12 protein-coding genes are annotated in these 15,860 nt (G+C 61.7%); 4 read left to right on the top strand and 8 right to left on the bottom strand.

Going from position 1 to position 15,860, the window contains the following annotated elements:
* Positions 1 to 8 precede the first annotated feature (8 nt).
* The 7 genes from TA90_RS14390 to TA90_RS00020 form a co-directional block, all read right to left on the bottom strand.
* On the bottom strand, positions 9 to 1,292 hold the full coding sequence (locus tag TA90_RS14390) for a lipopolysaccharide biosynthesis protein (RefSeq protein WP_187120053.1): 1,284 nt from the start codon (positions 1,290 to 1,292) through the stop codon (positions 9 to 11).
* 109 nt (positions 1,293 to 1,401) lie between these two features.
* Positions 1,402 to 2,295: a glycosyltransferase family 2 protein gene (locus TA90_RS13500; protein WP_074015191.1), complete on the bottom strand. Its 894-nt coding sequence runs from the start codon at positions 2,293 to 2,295 to the stop codon at positions 1,402 to 1,404.
* Between the two features lie 69 nt (positions 2,296 to 2,364).
* A complete protein-coding gene (locus tag TA90_RS14055; RefSeq protein ID WP_082031148.1) occupies positions 2,365 to 3,600 on the bottom strand; it encodes an O-antigen ligase family protein in 1,236 nt (411 codons plus the stop codon).
* 1,709 nt (positions 3,601 to 5,309) lie between these two features.
* Positions 5,310 to 6,416 (bottom strand): glycosyltransferase, encoded by a 1,107-nt coding sequence (locus TA90_RS13485; protein ID WP_043533986.1) that lies wholly within the window; start codon positions 6,414 to 6,416, stop codon positions 5,310 to 5,312.
* Between the two features lie 343 nt (positions 6,417 to 6,759).
* A complete protein-coding gene (ilvC, locus tag TA90_RS00030; RefSeq protein ID WP_043533985.1) occupies positions 6,760 to 7,785 on the bottom strand; it encodes a ketol-acid reductoisomerase in 1,026 nt (341 codons plus the stop codon).
* A gap of 2 nt (positions 7,786 to 7,787) precedes the next feature.
* Positions 7,788 to 8,300 carry an acetolactate synthase small subunit gene (gene ilvN, locus TA90_RS00025; RefSeq protein WP_043533989.1) on the bottom strand — a complete coding sequence of 171 codons (513 nt, stop codon included), beginning with the start codon at positions 8,298 to 8,300 and terminating at the stop codon, positions 7,788 to 7,790.
* A gap of 5 nt (positions 8,301 to 8,305) precedes the next feature.
* On the bottom strand, positions 8,306 to 10,090 hold the full coding sequence (locus TA90_RS00020) for an acetolactate synthase large subunit (protein WP_074015188.1): 1,785 nt from the start codon (positions 10,088 to 10,090) through the stop codon (positions 8,306 to 8,308).
* 253 nt (positions 10,091 to 10,343) lie between these two features.
* On the opposite strand from TA90_RS00020, the gene TA90_RS00015 reads away from it, so the two are divergent.
* On the top strand, positions 10,344 to 12,566 hold the full coding sequence (locus tag TA90_RS00015; RefSeq protein ID WP_052450292.1) for a beta-galactosidase: 2,223 nt from the start codon (positions 10,344 to 10,346) through the stop codon (positions 12,564 to 12,566).
* A gap of 67 nt (positions 12,567 to 12,633) precedes the next feature.
* Here TA90_RS00015 and TA90_RS00010 read toward each other — a convergent pair whose 3' ends face one another.
* Positions 12,634 to 12,846 (bottom strand): excalibur calcium-binding domain-containing protein, encoded by a 213-nt coding sequence (locus TA90_RS00010; RefSeq protein ID WP_231550610.1) that lies wholly within the window; start codon positions 12,844 to 12,846, stop codon positions 12,634 to 12,636.
* Positions 12,847 to 12,887: 41 nt separating this feature from the next.
* On the opposite strand from TA90_RS00010, the gene TA90_RS14755 reads away from it, so the two are divergent.
* From TA90_RS14755 to TA90_RS15340, 3 genes are all read left to right on the top strand, one after another.
* Positions 12,888 to 13,226, top strand: coding sequence for a hypothetical protein (locus TA90_RS14755; protein ID WP_187120054.1), 339 nt, complete (start codon positions 12,888 to 12,890; stop codon positions 13,224 to 13,226).
* Between the two features lie 175 nt (positions 13,227 to 13,401).
* Positions 13,402 to 14,994, top strand: a complete 1,593-nt coding sequence (locus TA90_RS00005; RefSeq protein ID WP_043533984.1) for an aspartate:alanine exchanger family transporter — start codon at positions 13,402 to 13,404, stop codon at positions 14,992 to 14,994.
* Between the two features lie 326 nt (positions 14,995 to 15,320).
* Positions 15,321 to 15,860 (top strand): hypothetical protein (locus TA90_RS15340; RefSeq protein WP_222704580.1); only part of this gene is annotated, 540 nt, incomplete at its 3' end.

The following is a 15,860-nucleotide window of genomic DNA, read 5'->3' as shown; positions in this document are numbered from 1 at the left end:
TCAAGCCCTCAAATACTCATCAGGCCGCGGAGAGTTCGGCCCGGCCCTAAAGCCCACACATGCACATCTCTCCTTCGGGCGTAAACCAAGCTCATTACAACTGCGCAAGAAGCCGTCCCACCTGCCGACACGAGTCCGATCATTGTAATCGAGCCAAACCTCGCCACCAAGACCATCAGTGCGCATGTAACTGCCGCGGTTCCAACCTGAGTAAACATAATGATCTTCTGATCACCATCCCGAAGGAGTAGGGTACCCGAGAAGCCTGAACCAATGGAGACAATCTGCCCAACAAGCAGAAGAAGTCCAGCTTCAGCCGCCAAAGAATATGATTGCCCATAGAGCCAAGTAATTAGGGGTTCAAAACCGAACGCCGCTGCAACGACGAGCGGAACACATGAGTAGAACAGGCAGCTTGTCGCCAGTCGAGCCAAACGGAGCTGGGAATCGCCTTCTGCAATCGAGCCAGGCCTCTTCGACAAGAAAGGAACCATTGACGCATTGATCATGGTTCGAACATTCCCAAACAAGTTCGCTAAGCGACTTACTACGGCATATGCCGCGACAGTAGACGGGTCGAAGAACACAGCAACGATCAGGGTATCCGCCTGATTCAGCGCGGCCAGAGCGACGTTCGCTACGGCTAGGGGCATCCCTTCCTTCAGCAGAAAACGAAGGGACGGGACTGAATCTAAACCCGACTCTCCGACGCTTCCTATACCGGAAGAACCTCCAACCGTGGACCACGTCCTTTTGCCCCTTGCCAGGACAAAAGTCGCTGACACTCCCGCAGCCACCGAAACCACTGTACCAGCACAAAGAATTACGAGCAAGAAATCAAGCGAGAAGTCTCTGTGGAAATATCCACTGACCGAGACAACACAAAGCAACAACAGGCGAGGAAGCGCGGGCCCGGATAGAAGAACAAGATCCGCACGCCCCCACGTTCTCGGCAGGTCACCGTACACGATACGCAGGTTCTCAAGAAAAAGGAACAGCATTACGAGAACAACCGTCACGGGCCGCGACGGAGATACTAGTCCGCCAAGAGTGGCAACGGCGGCCCCCACCAAACCCGCCAGCAGAGACGTCCTTAATCCGATCCGCAGAATCTGAACGCCGGTGGCAACCAGAGTATCAGCACGTTGATTCTTCAGGACAACGACTCCAACCCTCTCCAGGCCGATAGAGAACGCTCCCGAAATAATCGTGGATAAAGTCAGAACAACCAAGAAAGCAGCAACATCCTGCGGTTTAGCCAGACGCGCTAACACCACGTTCAAGAGCAGCAACGCGCCCTGGCTAGTTCCCGCGCTTGCTGCAGTCCACAAGAGATTGAAACCAACTCCACCTTGATGCGACATCCTCGATCTAGACATCATCACCTCGCTCGACCTTCAATCAGTTACCGCGGGGATTCTCAAGGAACTGCGAGATGGTTTCGACAGGCACCTTCTCCGAAAACCGCGGCACGGCTTTGACACTCGTCCGTCGCGAAAGCGAATAGCCGAATCTTAGTAAGGCGACGAGATAACCCCTCGATCCCAGACCAAGGTTCTTGGCCGCCCCGAAGTTCAATCTCGCCATCTCCATTGCCGAGCGCAGTGGAGAGAACCGCCTATCGAAACTCGTTCCGGAGGCCTTCAAGTGAACGCCAAGAACATCCGAGAGGTTCTCTATCTGCCAACCGCTGGTCACCATTCGCAGCCAAAGGTCAAAGTCAATCCGAGAACGCAGCGACTCGTCGAAAAGTCCGACGTCAAACGCCGCGCTTCTTCGGTATGTAGCACAACTATGGCATATCGCAAAACTCTGCGCCATTAGGCGACGGAGCTCGAGGTTAGAGCGAGGCGGGGCCACCAAGAACGCGCCGGACGGGACGGCGTCAACGTTTGATTCAAAGTGGACTTCATAATAGGCTGAGCCCAACACCCCAAGTGCAGTGTTCTGCGCGAAGGCGACAGACTGCCGTCCGATTCGTCCTGGCAGCATGACATCATCTGCATCGAGGTTTGCAATGAGCTCGGAACCCTCTGCCTCGGCCAAAGCATAGTTGAGGGCTCGTGCCCGTCCGACATGTTCGACGGAGATGAAAGTCAGGTTCGGATGCTCTAGACCTCTAACAACAGCCGCGGTAGCATCGGTCGATCCGTCATCAATGACGATTACCCTATGGTCGCCCCCATACTCTTGTTCAACCGCAGAAGCGACCGCGCGCTCGATTGTGTTGGCAGCATTAAACGCCGTGACTATCGTCGAAACCGACGGCAGCGAGTGCTCAGCTGAAACAGGCATTTGGTCTCAACCTCTCTTGTTTGGCAATCAGAAGATCTGCAACGGGCGCAAGGCCTGTTTCCACATCATTCAAGCACGCGAGGACAGTACCTTCTTAAGGTAAACTGCAGCACCAACTAGCATGAATACAGAACCGCGAGAAAGTGAGACGTCCTCCGAGAAACAGGTCACCAAGTAGGCACAAAGTGTGCCGACGGACCATGTAATGGCGGGCTCGATACCGTGCGACGTACGATCCAGTGATCGCCACGTCAAACGCGTAACCTGAGCAACGAGCATCATCAGCAGCAACAAGCCTACTGCTCCCAAACCGAAGTAGACCGAAAGGTAACCGTTATGAACGGTGTATATGGCTGGACCACCGACAGAACGAATAGCGGTCTGCATCTCTGAACCTGGGTAGAAAGTCGCTCCAAGACCGTCGCCGACAATTCTGTTGCCCGCCCAAGTTTCAAGAGACACGGCCCAGATCTCAGTGCGATTGGTTAACGTGGGGTCCTTACCGAGCGCCTGCAAAAGATCTCCTGAGAAGAAGTAGCACCCTCCCCCTATAGCCAGCATCGTCGGCACAAACAGCCACTTCCTCGTTGACCGCACACTTTCGCGCGGAAGTAGGAGGGCGCGCCCGACCTCCTGTGCAGCCAAGACCAATAGCAGCGCCACCAATGAAGTCTTTGAGGTTGACAGAACGATGAGCAAACAGCAGGATCCGGTCCAGAAGAAACGCTGAATCCTCGACCCGAAAGAATTCGCGAGTGCACCCGCGAACGCCGCAAACAGACCCAGCTCGTTCTTCGACGAGAAAGGGCCATGCCAGCCGCCATCCGCAGGGAGACCGGTGCTCGCCAGTTGATATGCGCCGATTGCGAAGCTACTGAGAATCAGGAACTTGGATGCAAGAATGAGCGGTCTCGGTCCTTCTCGAGTGCTCGCGCACCATGACAGCCAGGATCCCATTGAGACTTCGAACCATAGGGAAGTGGACGCTCGCGCCGTAAGCAGCCAGTCAACGCTCCATAGTATGCTCAACGCAGAGAAGAGCTGAATGATCAAGATTGCGCGGAGTCCGCGCGTAGAAACCAGCAGAAAACGATCTGCCGCCAGAATGATAAAGGAGAACACCGACAGAGCAACTGCAACAACAATACTGTTTGACCAAGACCCATGGCAGTACAACAAGAGCAAAGTGGCAGACCAAGGTGCTACGGAAATCCGTAGAGATCGTTTCTTGTTCGAGAGGCAATCGGCGCGCTTGTGAGCGACGCCGGATATGCTCGCACGTTGTGAAGGAGGATCTTCTGCCATCGTCTGGTGAGTTCTTCCGCTCGTGAATCCGGACCGGGCGCAAGTACCTGTGGACTGCACTGGAATGCTACCCCCGAAACTCTCCCTGCTATAGACCCCAGTAGCTCAACCCGCCCGCGCGCCATTCTCTAAAGAACGAGTGGCCCCTGCACCAGACTAGCCTGACTTCTTGCGGTTGACAAACTACTTAGTCACTAGTCCCCGGTTCAGGCTTTGCGAGATGGCGCACCGTCCCTGGGCGCCTTGTTCATGCGCAGCCGCCTCTCCCATGTGAGCTGAACCACGCATCGGCAGGGGATCTCAACCAGACAAGTGCCATCGTGCCTGAGGACATCCCCGCGGAATCGCGCTCCGACCCAAAAGTCAGGAGCCTGTAAGTATCTCCTACGGTTCCCACTAGAAGAACTGAGCGGCGCCCCATGGGTGGGACGATCTCCCAAGATGTCAAGCGGGGAAGCAATCGCACTTTTCACGAGCTGTCCGCCACACCTGTTGTCGACGTCGCCCGAAGAAAGTGCATCGTGTCTAGTCCGCGCCGTTCAGAGACCGCTCGATACGGGAAACGAGCTCGTCTGAGTAGGTTGATAGAATTTGGGCATCATTTCCGCCCCCGCCGACGTTCGTACGCATGAGGCTAGTGGAACGTGTTCCAGGGACCTCGAAGAACTCACGGGGCCGACTGCGTACTTGGCGCGTCATGATACCGTTACTAACTGCGACCGAGTGAATCCAGAGATCGTCCGCACGTGGTGCCTTTTCGGTGAATCCCAGGCCGACTTCTAGAAGTCCACTGACCAATGCCTTGGGGAAGGCAACGCCGGAGACTCCTGTGGAAACGTGAGCAAGAGAGGGGACGGCACTTCTCACCATCGGCCAAGTAGCATAAGGCGCAATTCGCCCGTGGTCGAACAGCATTCTCTTCGCTCGGAACGCAACCACACACTCAGGTGATTCTTCTCGCGCGGCAATGAGCGTCGACAACCATTTCTTCGGGTATAGCACATCATCGTCCGCCGTGACGAGGATATCCGATCCTTCAAGTTCACCAAGCGTGAGAATATACTTTTTGTGAGGGCCATAGTCGGGGCAGAAGCGAACCTCGAGGCCCCTAGAGCAGAAGGCTAGAACATCGGGACTGACCAAACTCCGCTCCGCATCAGTTACCCAAAGCACCAATCGACGCGGTTTGGTCGTCCCAGCAAGAATCGACTTGATCGTTAGGGGCAGTGTTTTCAAGCGTTCTCCGAACGAAGTCAGGCTGACCACCGCGCTACTCGTGGGGTCAGTGCAATCATTCGGCTTTAGGCGTCTGTTCCCCATGAAAACTGCTTCTGATCTCGACCAGATTCTGCGTGGCATCGCCTTGGTCAAAGAACCGCAGCTTCTTAGGACACTCAAGCTCAAAGTTACCAAACCCTTCCCTAACCAGAGGGCCACTCAGGCTTCTTTCGATCACCAGATGTGTGTCTTCACACACTTATAGGGATGCAAACGATCGTGGTGCTCCTAGATTACTGCAACACCCGTCACAGCGGTATTCCCATCACCGTCTGAGCATAGCAGTACGTCGGAGCAAGCCCGTGCTCCCAAGAACGCACTACTATGACATTCAGTAACGATCTTGCCACACATCTTGCCATTGAAAGCTCGTGGAGCCTTCACATCAGAGTCTGGACACCCCATTCTTGATCACGCACTTCCCAGACCGATCACGACTCTAAACGAAACTTGAGTGGCACCTTCCTACTATTGAGTAGGGCACTACAGTATGCCGCTTGAAGACACTCACCTTGGCGTTCAATCGTGTTGCCTTCCAAAAACTCGTCCCAATCGCTGAGGTTCCGTTTACGTTCGGCTTCTGATCCCATAAGCTCGACGACCTTCTTTACAAGCTCTTCAGGAGTGTCGACACACCACGCAGGTGGAGCTCCTACAAAGGCGCCAATCTTTCGAACGATAATTGGCACTCGCGCAGAATGCGCCTCAAGCAAACTGATTGGGAATCCCTCCCACTCGGCTGTATGAACATAGACATTTGCAGCTTGCAGCTCATCAAATAGCGTCCTTCGTGAGATCCAGCCCGTTAGTTCGATGGACTTGGAGACTTCTAGAAGCTCATTCTCCTCCCTTATCGAGCCGCCTCCGAGCCATCGCCAGGTCAGTCCGAAGCCATACTGCTCTGATGCTGCGGAAGCTGCCGCGAAGAAATCCGGTCCTTTCTGACGCGTGATTCTCCCGCTCGCAACAACAACTCTTTCGTGGTTCGGTTCCCGCTTCGGCCCATCAGCTGGCGGAACCTCGGCGCGGTTTGGCACCATGACCGTGGGAACTCGCGAATTGAGTGATCTTGCGAGCCATACTTCTCGATCACTACAGGCAGCGACTACTGACGTGTTTGCGGCAAGGGACTTCTCTAGCAACCAATAGGCCGCCCGAAGAATCATAGGAGAGACCTTGCGTTCAAATGCATAGCAATGCGGCGTATAGACTATTGGAGTCCCGTCGCATCGAATCGCAGTTCTACCTAGAACGCCCGCAAAGGATGAATGCAGGTGCATCACGTCGGGGCGTATGGTGCGAACACTACTCCGAATGATTCGGAGCGCGGCCCATGGACTTCGCGGCATCATCTGGATGCCAGCGAATCCGCCCCCGTCTTCATGGGTGTTCTCCGCCGACGCGCGAGTGGAATATAGCAGGTAATGTTTGTACTGAGGCGTCGACGCGATGTAGCTCAAGACCGCTACTTGAACACCCCCTCCCCATGACTCAACTACGTGCAGAACTCTTAGCGGTCTCGGCTGCAAATCACGCATCTGCGTCGCTCCCCCTCGGAAAGCTAAAGTTGCCGCAATTGCCTCCGAGTATGGTCGCTGGAGTTATCATCTTGCTCGCATTCCTGCATGTCCGATCTTGAGATACATAGGACGTTCGACCATCTCCGCGAATGCAGGTATTGCCTTACGGAAACTCTTGTTGCTCAGACAAATCGCACGCCTCGCGGGCGCTTGGCGATTGTCGTTTCACACAACACAAGCATTCAGAAGTCAACTCGCTCGTATGAATGAGAAACTGTTCGATGTGAGCCCTCTGCACCAAGCTCCTTAATCGGAGAATGCCGAGGACGTTGACGTCAATACGGGTCCCAAGGCTCGCGAATTAGCGCTCAGCTGACCCGTCCGTGTAGTCATCGTCCTGCTGGGTCCAACCGAACTTCGCGCGAAGGAACTTGCCGGTCTTCTCAATCGGATGGGATTCCTCCTCCGCGCGCAGGGCCTTGAACTCCAGAGCACCATTATCCTGATCCGCGATGAAGCGGCGGGCGAAAGTGCCGTCCTGGATGTCGTCGAGGACCGCGCGCATGTTGTCCTTCACGTGCTGATCAATCACGCGCGGGCCCGAGATGTAGTCACCATACTCCGCGGTGTCGGAGCAGGACCAACGTTGCTTTGTGATGCCTCCCTCGTTGATGAGGTCGACGATCTGCTTCATCTCGTGGCAGACCTCGAAGTAGGCGATCTCCGGCTGGTAGCCGGCCGCAGTCAAGGTCTCGAAGCCGGCCTGGATGAGGTGGCTGACGCCACCACACAGGACGGCCTGCTCACCGAAGAGATCGGTCTCGGTCTCCTCCGTGAAGGTGGTCTTGATGACGCCGGCGCGGGTGCCGCCGATGCCCTTGGCGTAGGACAGAGTCAGCGGCCAAGCCTGGCCGCTGGCGTCGAGCTCGACCGCGATGACATCGGGGGTGCCGATGCCCTTCTCAAAGGACTCGCGCACCTTGTGACCGGGGCCCTTGGGGGCGACCATGATGACGTCGTGTCCCTCACCGGCATCGATGTAGCCGTAGCGGATGTTGAACCCGTGCGCAAAGAGCAGCGCAGCACCCTCCTTGAGGTTCGGGGCGATCTGCTCGGCGTACACGAAGCGCTGGACCTGGTCGGGCAGGAGGATGGACACGACATCGCCCTCGGCGACGGCCTCGGGCACGTCCTTGACCTCCAGGCCGGCCTTCTCGGCCTTGTCCCAGGAGGAGCTGCCGGGGCGCAGGCCGACAACGACCTCGACACCGGAATCCTTGAGATTCAGCGCATGGGCGTGACCCTGGGAGCCGTACCCGATGATCGCAACCTTCTTGCCCTGGATGACGGACAGGTCAGCATCGTCGTCGTAAAAGATCTCGGCCATTGTCATTTCTCCTTCAGTTGATCCGTGATCGAGCGCTGCCCGCGGCCGATGGCCACGGCGCCCGACTGGACGATTTCCTTGACACCGTAGGGCTCGAGTGCCCTGAGCAGCGCTTCCAACTTCTGCAACGAGCCGATCGACTCGATGACGACTGTCTCGGGCTGCACGTCCACGACGTGTGCCCGGAAGAGGTCCACCACCTGGAGGACCCCGGTGCGGCGACTCTCGTCGGCGCGGACCTTCAGCAGGATGAGCCGCCGCTCGACGGAGGCCTCAGCCTCCAGCTCGACGACCTTGATGACATTGATCAGCTTGTTGAGCTGCTTGGTCACCTGCTCGAACGGCAACTCGTCGGCCTCGACGATGATGGTCATGCGGGAGGCGGCAGGGAACTCGGTCTCCCCCACCGTGAGGGACTTGATGTTGAAGGCCCTGCGGGCGAACAATCCTGCAACGCGGGTGAGGACGCCGGGCTTGTTCTCCACCAGGACGGAGAGGGTGTGCATGGGTGCCATGGTGATCAGTCCTCCGTGTCCCACTTCGGCGCCAATCCCTTGGCGTAGCGGATGTCGTCATTGGACACGCCCGCGGCCACCATCGGCCACACCATCGCGTCCTTGGAGACCCGGAAGTCGATCAAGACCGGCCGGTCGTTGATGCCCATGGCCCACTCGATGGCCTCATCGACCTCTGCAGGGTCGCTGACCGTGCGTGCCGCCATGCCGTAGGCCTCCGCCAGCATCACGAAGTTCGGGATCTGGTCGCCCTCGTCAGGATTGAGGACCGTGTTGGAGTAGCGCTGGGAGTAGAACAGCGACTGCCACTGGCGGACCATGCCGAGCACCGAGTTGTTGATGAGGGCGACCTTGATGGGGATGTGGTTGACGGTGCAGGTGGCCAACTCCTGGTTGGTCATCTGGAAGGAACCGTCCCCGTCGATCGCCCACACGGTGGCGTCGGGCTGGCCGACCTGGGCGCCCATGGCGGCGGGCACGCAGTAGCCCATGGTGCCCAACCCCGAGGAGGAGATGAAGTGGCGGGGGCGCTCGTAGTCGATGAACTGGGCGGCCCACATCTGGTGCTGGCCGACACCGGTCGTGTAGATGGCGTCGGGGCCTGCCAGTGCGCTCAGGCGGGAGAGCACGTACTGGGGGGCCAGGTGCCCGTCCTCCGGCTCCGTCCACCCCAGCGGGTAGGTGTTGCTCAGGCGGTCCAGGTAGCGCCACCACCCGGACAGGTCGGACTTGCCGTGCTTCTCCTGGGCGCCGGGCAGGACCTTGAGCAGGGCGGCCAGTGTCAGCTTGAGGTCCCCGACAATGGGGACATCCGCCACGCGGTTCTTGGAGATCTCAGCAGCGTCGATGTCGACGTGGACGACGGTGGCCCGCTCCGCGAAGGAATCCAGCTTGCCGGTGACCCGGTCGTCGAACCTGGCGCCGAGGGCGACCACGAGGTCCGCCCGTTGGAGGGCACCGACCGCTGCGACGGTCCCGTGCATGCCGGGCATGCCGAGGTTGTGGCGGTCGGAGTCGGGGAAAGCCCCGCGCGCGGTGAGCGTCGTGACGACCGCAGCATCAGTGAGTGCCACGAGCTCTGCGAGCTCTGCAGCAGCGTCGGCGCGGATCAGGCCACCCCCGATGTAGAGCACCGGCGCCTGGGACTGGGCGATGGCAGCGGCCGCGGCGCGCACCTGCTTCATGTGGGGCTTGCCGGCGGGGCGGTAGCCCGGCAGGTCGAGTGCGGGCGGCCAGGAGAAGGTCATCTGCGCGTTCTGGGCGGACTTCGTGATGTCCACCAGGACAGGCCCGGGGCGGCCGGTGGAGGCGATGTGGAAGGCCTCTGCGATGCGGGCGGGGATGTCCTGGGCGTCGGTGACCAGGAAGGAGTGCTTGGTCAGTGGCATGGAGGCCCCGACGATATCCGCCTCCTGGAAGGCGTCGGTGCCGATGAATGATGCCCCGACCTGGCCCGTGATGACGACGATCGGGACGGAGTCCATGTTCGCGTCCGCCAGCGCCGTGAGCGTGTTGGTGGCCGCCGGGCCGGAGGTGACGATCGCGCAACCCGTCCTGCCGGTGGCGATCGCGTAGCCCTCGGCGGCGTGTCCGGCGCCCTGCTCGTGGCGGACGAGGATGTGGCGGATGGAGGAGTCCATCAGCGGGTCGTAGGTGGGGAGGATGGCGCCGCCGGGCATTCCGAACACGTCGGTCACCCCCAGTGCCTCCAGGCTTGCGACGATGGCGGCCGCCCCGGTCATCTGTGTTGCGGGAGCGGTGTGGTCATTCGGGTGGGTGCCGTCCTTCACTGCGGTGTCCTCTCGCGTGGGTGGTGTTGTCCCATGAAAAAATCCCCTCCGCGGATGCGTGGGGACGAGGCGTGCGATCCACCCGTGTCAGACGGCAGGAGTCGCACGCCTGATTACAATCAGGCGAGCGAGGCGAACCGCGTGAATCTCGAACACGAGGACCACGGTACGGTTCCCCGATTCACGACACGCCGGTGTCTCACCCCTCGATACCATCTCTGTGTCCGCCGCCCTTGCCCCAGGAGGAGTCCCCGTGCCCCACAGCGTCGTGTCCCGCAGGTTCACACCCGCCACTCCGAGCTACGGGGGCGACTGGAACCCTGAGCAGTGGGACGAAGAGGTGGTCGAGCGCGACATCGAGCTCATGCAGCAGGCGGGCGTCACCCTGGTGTCATTGGGGATCTTCTCCTGGGCGCGACTGGAGCCCGCCGAGGGCACCTATGACCTGGACTGGTTGGGTGCCCTGATCGACCGCCTGCACGGCGCGGGTATCGACGTGGACCTGGCGACCGGGACGGCCTCTCCCCCGGCGTGGATGGCGAGCGATCACCCCGAGTCCCTGCCCGTGGACGCCCGGGGCGTGCGCCTGGGCTTCGGATCCCGGCAGCAGTACTGCCCGAGCTCTCGCGTGTACCGCGAGCGCAGTACGGCCCTGGCCGGTGAGCTGGCCCGCAGGTTCGGGAACCACCCGGGTGTGGTGCTGTGGCACGTGGGCAATGAGTACGCCTGCCACGTGCACGAGTGCTTCTGCGATGTGTGCGCCACCGACTTCCGGGTCTGGCTGCAGGAGAGGTACGTGGACATCGAAGGGCTGAACGCCGCATGGGGGACCGACTTCTGGTCGCAGCGCTACGGCAGCTTCGACCAGATCACGCCGCCGGCCGCCATGCCGACCTTCCACAACCCGGCCCAGATGCTCGACTGGCGGCGCTTCAGTGACCACCAGATCCGTGGCTGCATGAGTGGGGAGATCGCCGCGATCCGTGAGCACTCGGACCAGCCGGTCACCACCAACTTCATGGGTTCCCACCGGTGGCTGGACTACCGGGCCTGGGCCCAGGAGCTGGACGTCATCTCGGACGATTCCTACCCGGATCCTGCGGATCCCGCTGCCGCCCACGAGATCGCCTGGCAGGGCGACGTCATGCGCGGTCTGGGCGACGGTGCCCCATGGCTGCTCATGGAGCAGGCCCCCAATGCCGTCCAGTGGCGGACACACAACTCCCCCAAGCGCCCCGGGCAGTACCTGCTGTGGTCATTGGCCCGACTGGCCCACGGCGCTGACGGCGTCCTGCAGTTCCAGTGGAGACAGTCCAGGCAGGGTGCCGAGACCTTCCACTCCGGGATGGTGCCCCACGCCGGGGCGGCGTCGCGGACCTGGGATGACGTGGTGCAGGTGGGTGATGTCCTCTCCCGGCTCGGTGACGTCATCGGGACCCGGAGCCGGGCTCGCGTGGCCGTGGTCATCGACTGGGAGTCGGAGTGGGCGCGCGCAGCAGCCATCGGCCCCACGGACCCTGGTGAGCCCTTCGCCCAGGCCCGCGCCTGGCACAGGACGTTCTGGGAGGCGGGCATCGCCGTCGACGTGGTCGGAGCGGATTCGGACCTGGAGGGCTACTCCCTGGTGGTGGCACCCGCACTGTTCATGGACCGCCCCGGGCTGGCCTCGGAGCTGGAGCGTGTGGCAGCTGGCGGTGCCCAGGTGTTGGTCACCGGCCCCACCGGCGTGGTGGGGGTGCACATGGAGGCCGTCCTGGGCGGCTACCTGGGATCCTTCCGGGAGCTGCTGGGGGTGCGCGTGGTTGACCATGCAGCACTCACAGGCCCGGTGGGGCTGCCGGCTGACTCGCGAAGTGTCCTGGTCGACCGGCTGAGCCGTGCCATGGGAGCACCGGGTGCCTGCACGTGGACGGGGATCAGCGTGGAGTCGCCCTCGTTGACCCGGTCCCTGGAGCGCATCGCCATCCCCACACCCGACCTGCGGGCGGGGATGTGGGCGGAGGTCCTGGCGCCACTGGAGGAGGTCTCCGAGCAGGGGGATCCCGGTGATCTCCCGCTGGCGGGCGTCGAGGTGGTGGCGACCTTCGACGGACGCGGGGGCGGCGTGGACCTGGCGGGGCTGCCCGCCATTACGCACCGGCTCGTGACAGCGGCTCCCGAGGTGGGATCTGCGGAGGAGGAACCGGAGCGCCCCGGGACTGCGGGAGGCGCTTGGTACGTGACCTGCGACCTGGATGCGCCCTCGCGCGCGGCCCTGGTGCAGGTGCTGGCCGCACACGCACGGGTGCGGCCCGTGGTGGACGGTCTGCCCGACGGAGTGGAGGCACAGAGTCGCGGTGACATCCTGTTCCTGCTCAACCACGGGGACCGGGCAGCGGAGGTGTCCGGCGTGGTGGGGACCGACCTGGTCTCAGGAGCCCCGTGCACGGGGCATGTGGTGCTGGCACCGCGATCGGGGATGGTGGTCGCACAGTAGCGTCGACCCCCGGGCGCCACGGACCACCTGAGGGGAACTCGTGGAGAGTTCCACCGCCCGACAGCTCCTACTCGCAGGCGATGCCGTCGCCGTCGCGGTCCAACCCGCTGCGGTAGCCGGGGTCCCCGACGTACAGAGGCGCGGCACCCGCATTTCGCGCCGCTGTGCAGTTCTGGTAGTAAGCGGTTGCCGGCTCCGCGGGAGCGGCAGGTTGCTGCACCACTCCCTGTTGGACGTCCTGCTGCTGCACCTCGGGTTCGACCTGCGCGACTTCGGTCACCGTCACGGTGGGCGCAGGCTCAGGCGTGGCCCACAGTCGCAGTGACGGTCGCAGTGACGGTCGCAGTGACGGTCGGGGTGGCACTCGGCCGGGCAGTCGCGGTGACGGTGACCGTCGGGACGGGCGACGGGGAGGCGACCAACGCGGCCGCAGCACCATCCGCGTTGCTGGGCGTGGATCCGATGCCCACACCCAGGAAGAAGGTCACGACACTCGCAATCACCGGAGCGAAGCGGCGCACCGGCGACTTCGTCCTCGGTTCCCGGGGCGGGTCCGGTTGGAGTGCAATGGGAACGTCATGGGTGTGGATGGGTGCGAACGGAATGCGGACACGTCTGAGCGGAATGCGTGGAACCTTCATGGGACTCCCCTGTGTGTGATGGTGTTCCGAGGCTATGTCCGACGCCCCACAGACGACAGGGACCTCAGTCGAATCGTGGGGTTTCGGGGAACCACGGGTGAACTTGGGACGATGGGCCGCCCTCGTCGCGAAGGTGTGCTGACATACTGTCCGCGTACCCTCGGGATCCCTTCCCTCACGATGGAGTCTGCGCTGTGACCTCGGTGTTCACCTTCCTCTCCGAACAGCCCGTGCTGTTCCTGTTCATCCTCATCGGCATCGGCATGGCCTTCGGCCACATCAAGCTGCGCGGCATCAGCCTGGGGCCGGCCGCCGTCCTCTTCTTCGCCATCGCCATGGCCGCGTGGGCGCAGACCTTCGACATCGAGCTGCGCGTGACCCGCGAGCTCGGCGTGCTGGGTCTGGCGCTGTTCGCCTTCGCGATCGGCGTGAACTCCGGGGCCTCCTTCTTCCACAACATCAAGAGCGCAGTCGGCCCCATCGTCGCCATGGTCGTTCTCTACGTGCTGGTCGCGGCCGTCGGCATGGGAGTCGGCAAGTCGCTGGGCATGTCGACCGCGCTGATCTCCGGCACCTTCGCCGGTGCCCTCACCAACACACCCGCACTGGCCGCTGCCGGTCAGGCCTCAGGGGACCTGGGTGCCGCGACGGTCGGCTACTCGATCGCCTACCTCTTCGGCGTCATCGGGATGCTGGCAGCCGCGACTGCGGCGCTGTCGTATGGCAAGAAGGACTCCGACGCCCCCAGCCCCCTGGCCAACCGCACGATCCGAGTGGAACGCGAGGACCACCCCTTCGTGGGGGACGTCTACGAGAAGCTCGGCCAGAAGGTCACCTTCTCCCGCCTGCGCCGCGGCGAGGAGGGACCCATCACGCGTCCCTCCATGTCGGACACCCTGGATCCGGGTGACCTCATCACGGTGGTGGGCCCGAGGGAACTGGTGGCCAAGGCCGCAAACGAACTGGGGCACTCCTCCTCCCACTCCCTGATCCAGGACCGCACCTACCTGGACTTCCGGCGCATGACGATCTCGGACCCCAAGGTGGCGGGACGCACCGTCGGGGACCTGAACCTCGCGACCCGCTTCTCCGGCACCATCTCGCGCGTGCGCCGCGGCGACGTCGACATGATCGCCGAGCCCGGGTTGGTCCTCCAGGAAGGAGACCGTGTCCGCGTGGTGGCGCCGACCTCGAAGATGGCGGAGATCACGAAGTTCTTCGGGGACTCCACCCGCGGTCTCACCGATCTCAACCCCGTCGCCCTGGGCATCGGCATGGCGCTGGGCATCCTCCTGGGCGAGGCACAGATCCTGACCCCCACGGGCGAGTACTTCTCCATCGGATCCGCGGCGGGGACCCTGGTGGTCGGGCTGATCTTCGGCAAGATCGGACGCATCGGGCCGGTGGTGACGGCACTGCCCTACACGGCCTGCCAGGTGCTGGCCGAGTTCGGGCTGCTGGTCTTCCTGGCCCAGGCCGGCGCGAATGCCGGTGGGCAGATCATCGAGGCCTTCACGTCTGGCACGTGGTGGAAGATCCTGGTGCTGGGCATCCTCATGACGACCGTCATGGCGGTCGGTCTGTACGCGGTCATGCGCTGGATCTTCAAGATGGGCGGCACACAGCTGTCGGGCCTCATCGCCGGGTCCCAGACGCAGCCCGCGGTCCTGGCCTTCGCGAACTCACGCACCAACGCGGACCCGCGTGTGGCACTGGGGTATGCGCTCGTCTACCCGGTCGCCATGATCGGGAAGATCCTGGTGGCGCAGGTGCTGGGTGGGTTGTGAACGTCCGCTTCTCGGACGGACAGTGACAGCTGATGGTCTTCCGTCGTCGACCGATGCCGAGGGTTCCACCAGCTTCGGTTGATTCCCGATCTCGTGGCCTTGTCACCGTCCTGCTGTCGGCGCTCGCCCTGGGTGGATGCCGTCTGGTGCTCTCCAGATTCCGTCGCAGCGAGTCCAATGGTCGTCAAGAAGTCACCCAAGAAGAGGACAACGGCCCCCTGATCACGCCGGGGGAACGAAGCACGTCGACATTGACTGCTCAAACCGACGATCACCGAGCGAAGTCGACACGTAGGAAGATCTGTGGACATCTCAATCACGAGCAGATGAATCTCATCTTGTCTGGCGCTGCTCTTGTTGCCACAGTTGTCGGACTGCTCTTCGCGTACCGCGGGATTCAGATTGCAGATGCCGCGATGGAGCAAGCTGACAACATCGCCCAGACTGCGGAGGAGATTGCGCGACCGAGTGTTCTGCTTTCAGGGTCCATGTTCAGGGCCCATGTGGACTCGTCCACCCATCGAGTCTCAAGAGGCGTGGGGTGCATGAGCAAGGGGAGCACCGACACACACCTTCCCGTCACTGCGGCGTCAGTCCAGATTACGGCACTCAAGAACTCCGGCAGGAGCACACAGACCCTGACTCCGGACTTGAGGAGTCTGATATCGACAAACTCAGACCTTGGTTCACCTCTGAGATCCCCGGTGACCTGGACCGTGTTCGATCCAACGACGGGTGCCTTCGCGCCTGGGGTTCCGGTAACCATTCCGGGAGGAGAAGTCCGGTACTTCCTGTTCAACTCGACGAGTGAATATTCGCTCTCGTGGGGGCCGGGGTTTCGTGCGGTGGGGGCCCGGTGGTGGTGT

It is taken from the genome of Actinomyces polynesiensis (assembly GCF_000820725.1).
Classification (GTDB): Bacteria; Actinomycetota; Actinomycetes; order Actinomycetales; family Actinomycetaceae; genus Pauljensenia; species Pauljensenia polynesiensis.
This window is presented reverse-complemented; position numbering and strand designations above follow the sequence as displayed.

What these genes read in the sequence shown, in the direction of transcription:
- TA90_RS13500 (WP_074015191.1), bottom strand. Translation starts at nt 2,295, where the DNA reads ATGCCTGTTTCAGCTGAGCACTCGCTGCCGTCGGTTTCGACGATAGTC.
- TA90_RS14055 (WP_082031148.1), bottom strand. Translation starts at nt 3,600, where the DNA reads ATGGCAGAAGATCCTCCTTCACAACGTGCGAGCATATCCGGCGTCGCT.
- TA90_RS13485 (WP_043533986.1), bottom strand. Translation starts at nt 6,416, where the DNA reads ATGCGTGATTTGCAGCCGAGACCGCTAAGAGTTCTGCACGTAGTTGAG.
- ilvC (WP_043533985.1), bottom strand. Translation starts at nt 7,785, where the DNA reads ATGGCCGAGATCTTTTACGACGACGATGCTGACCTGTCCGTCATCCAG.
- ilvN (WP_043533989.1), bottom strand. Translation starts at nt 8,300, where the DNA reads ATGGCACCCATGCACACCCTCTCCGTCCTGGTGGAGAACAAGCCCGGC.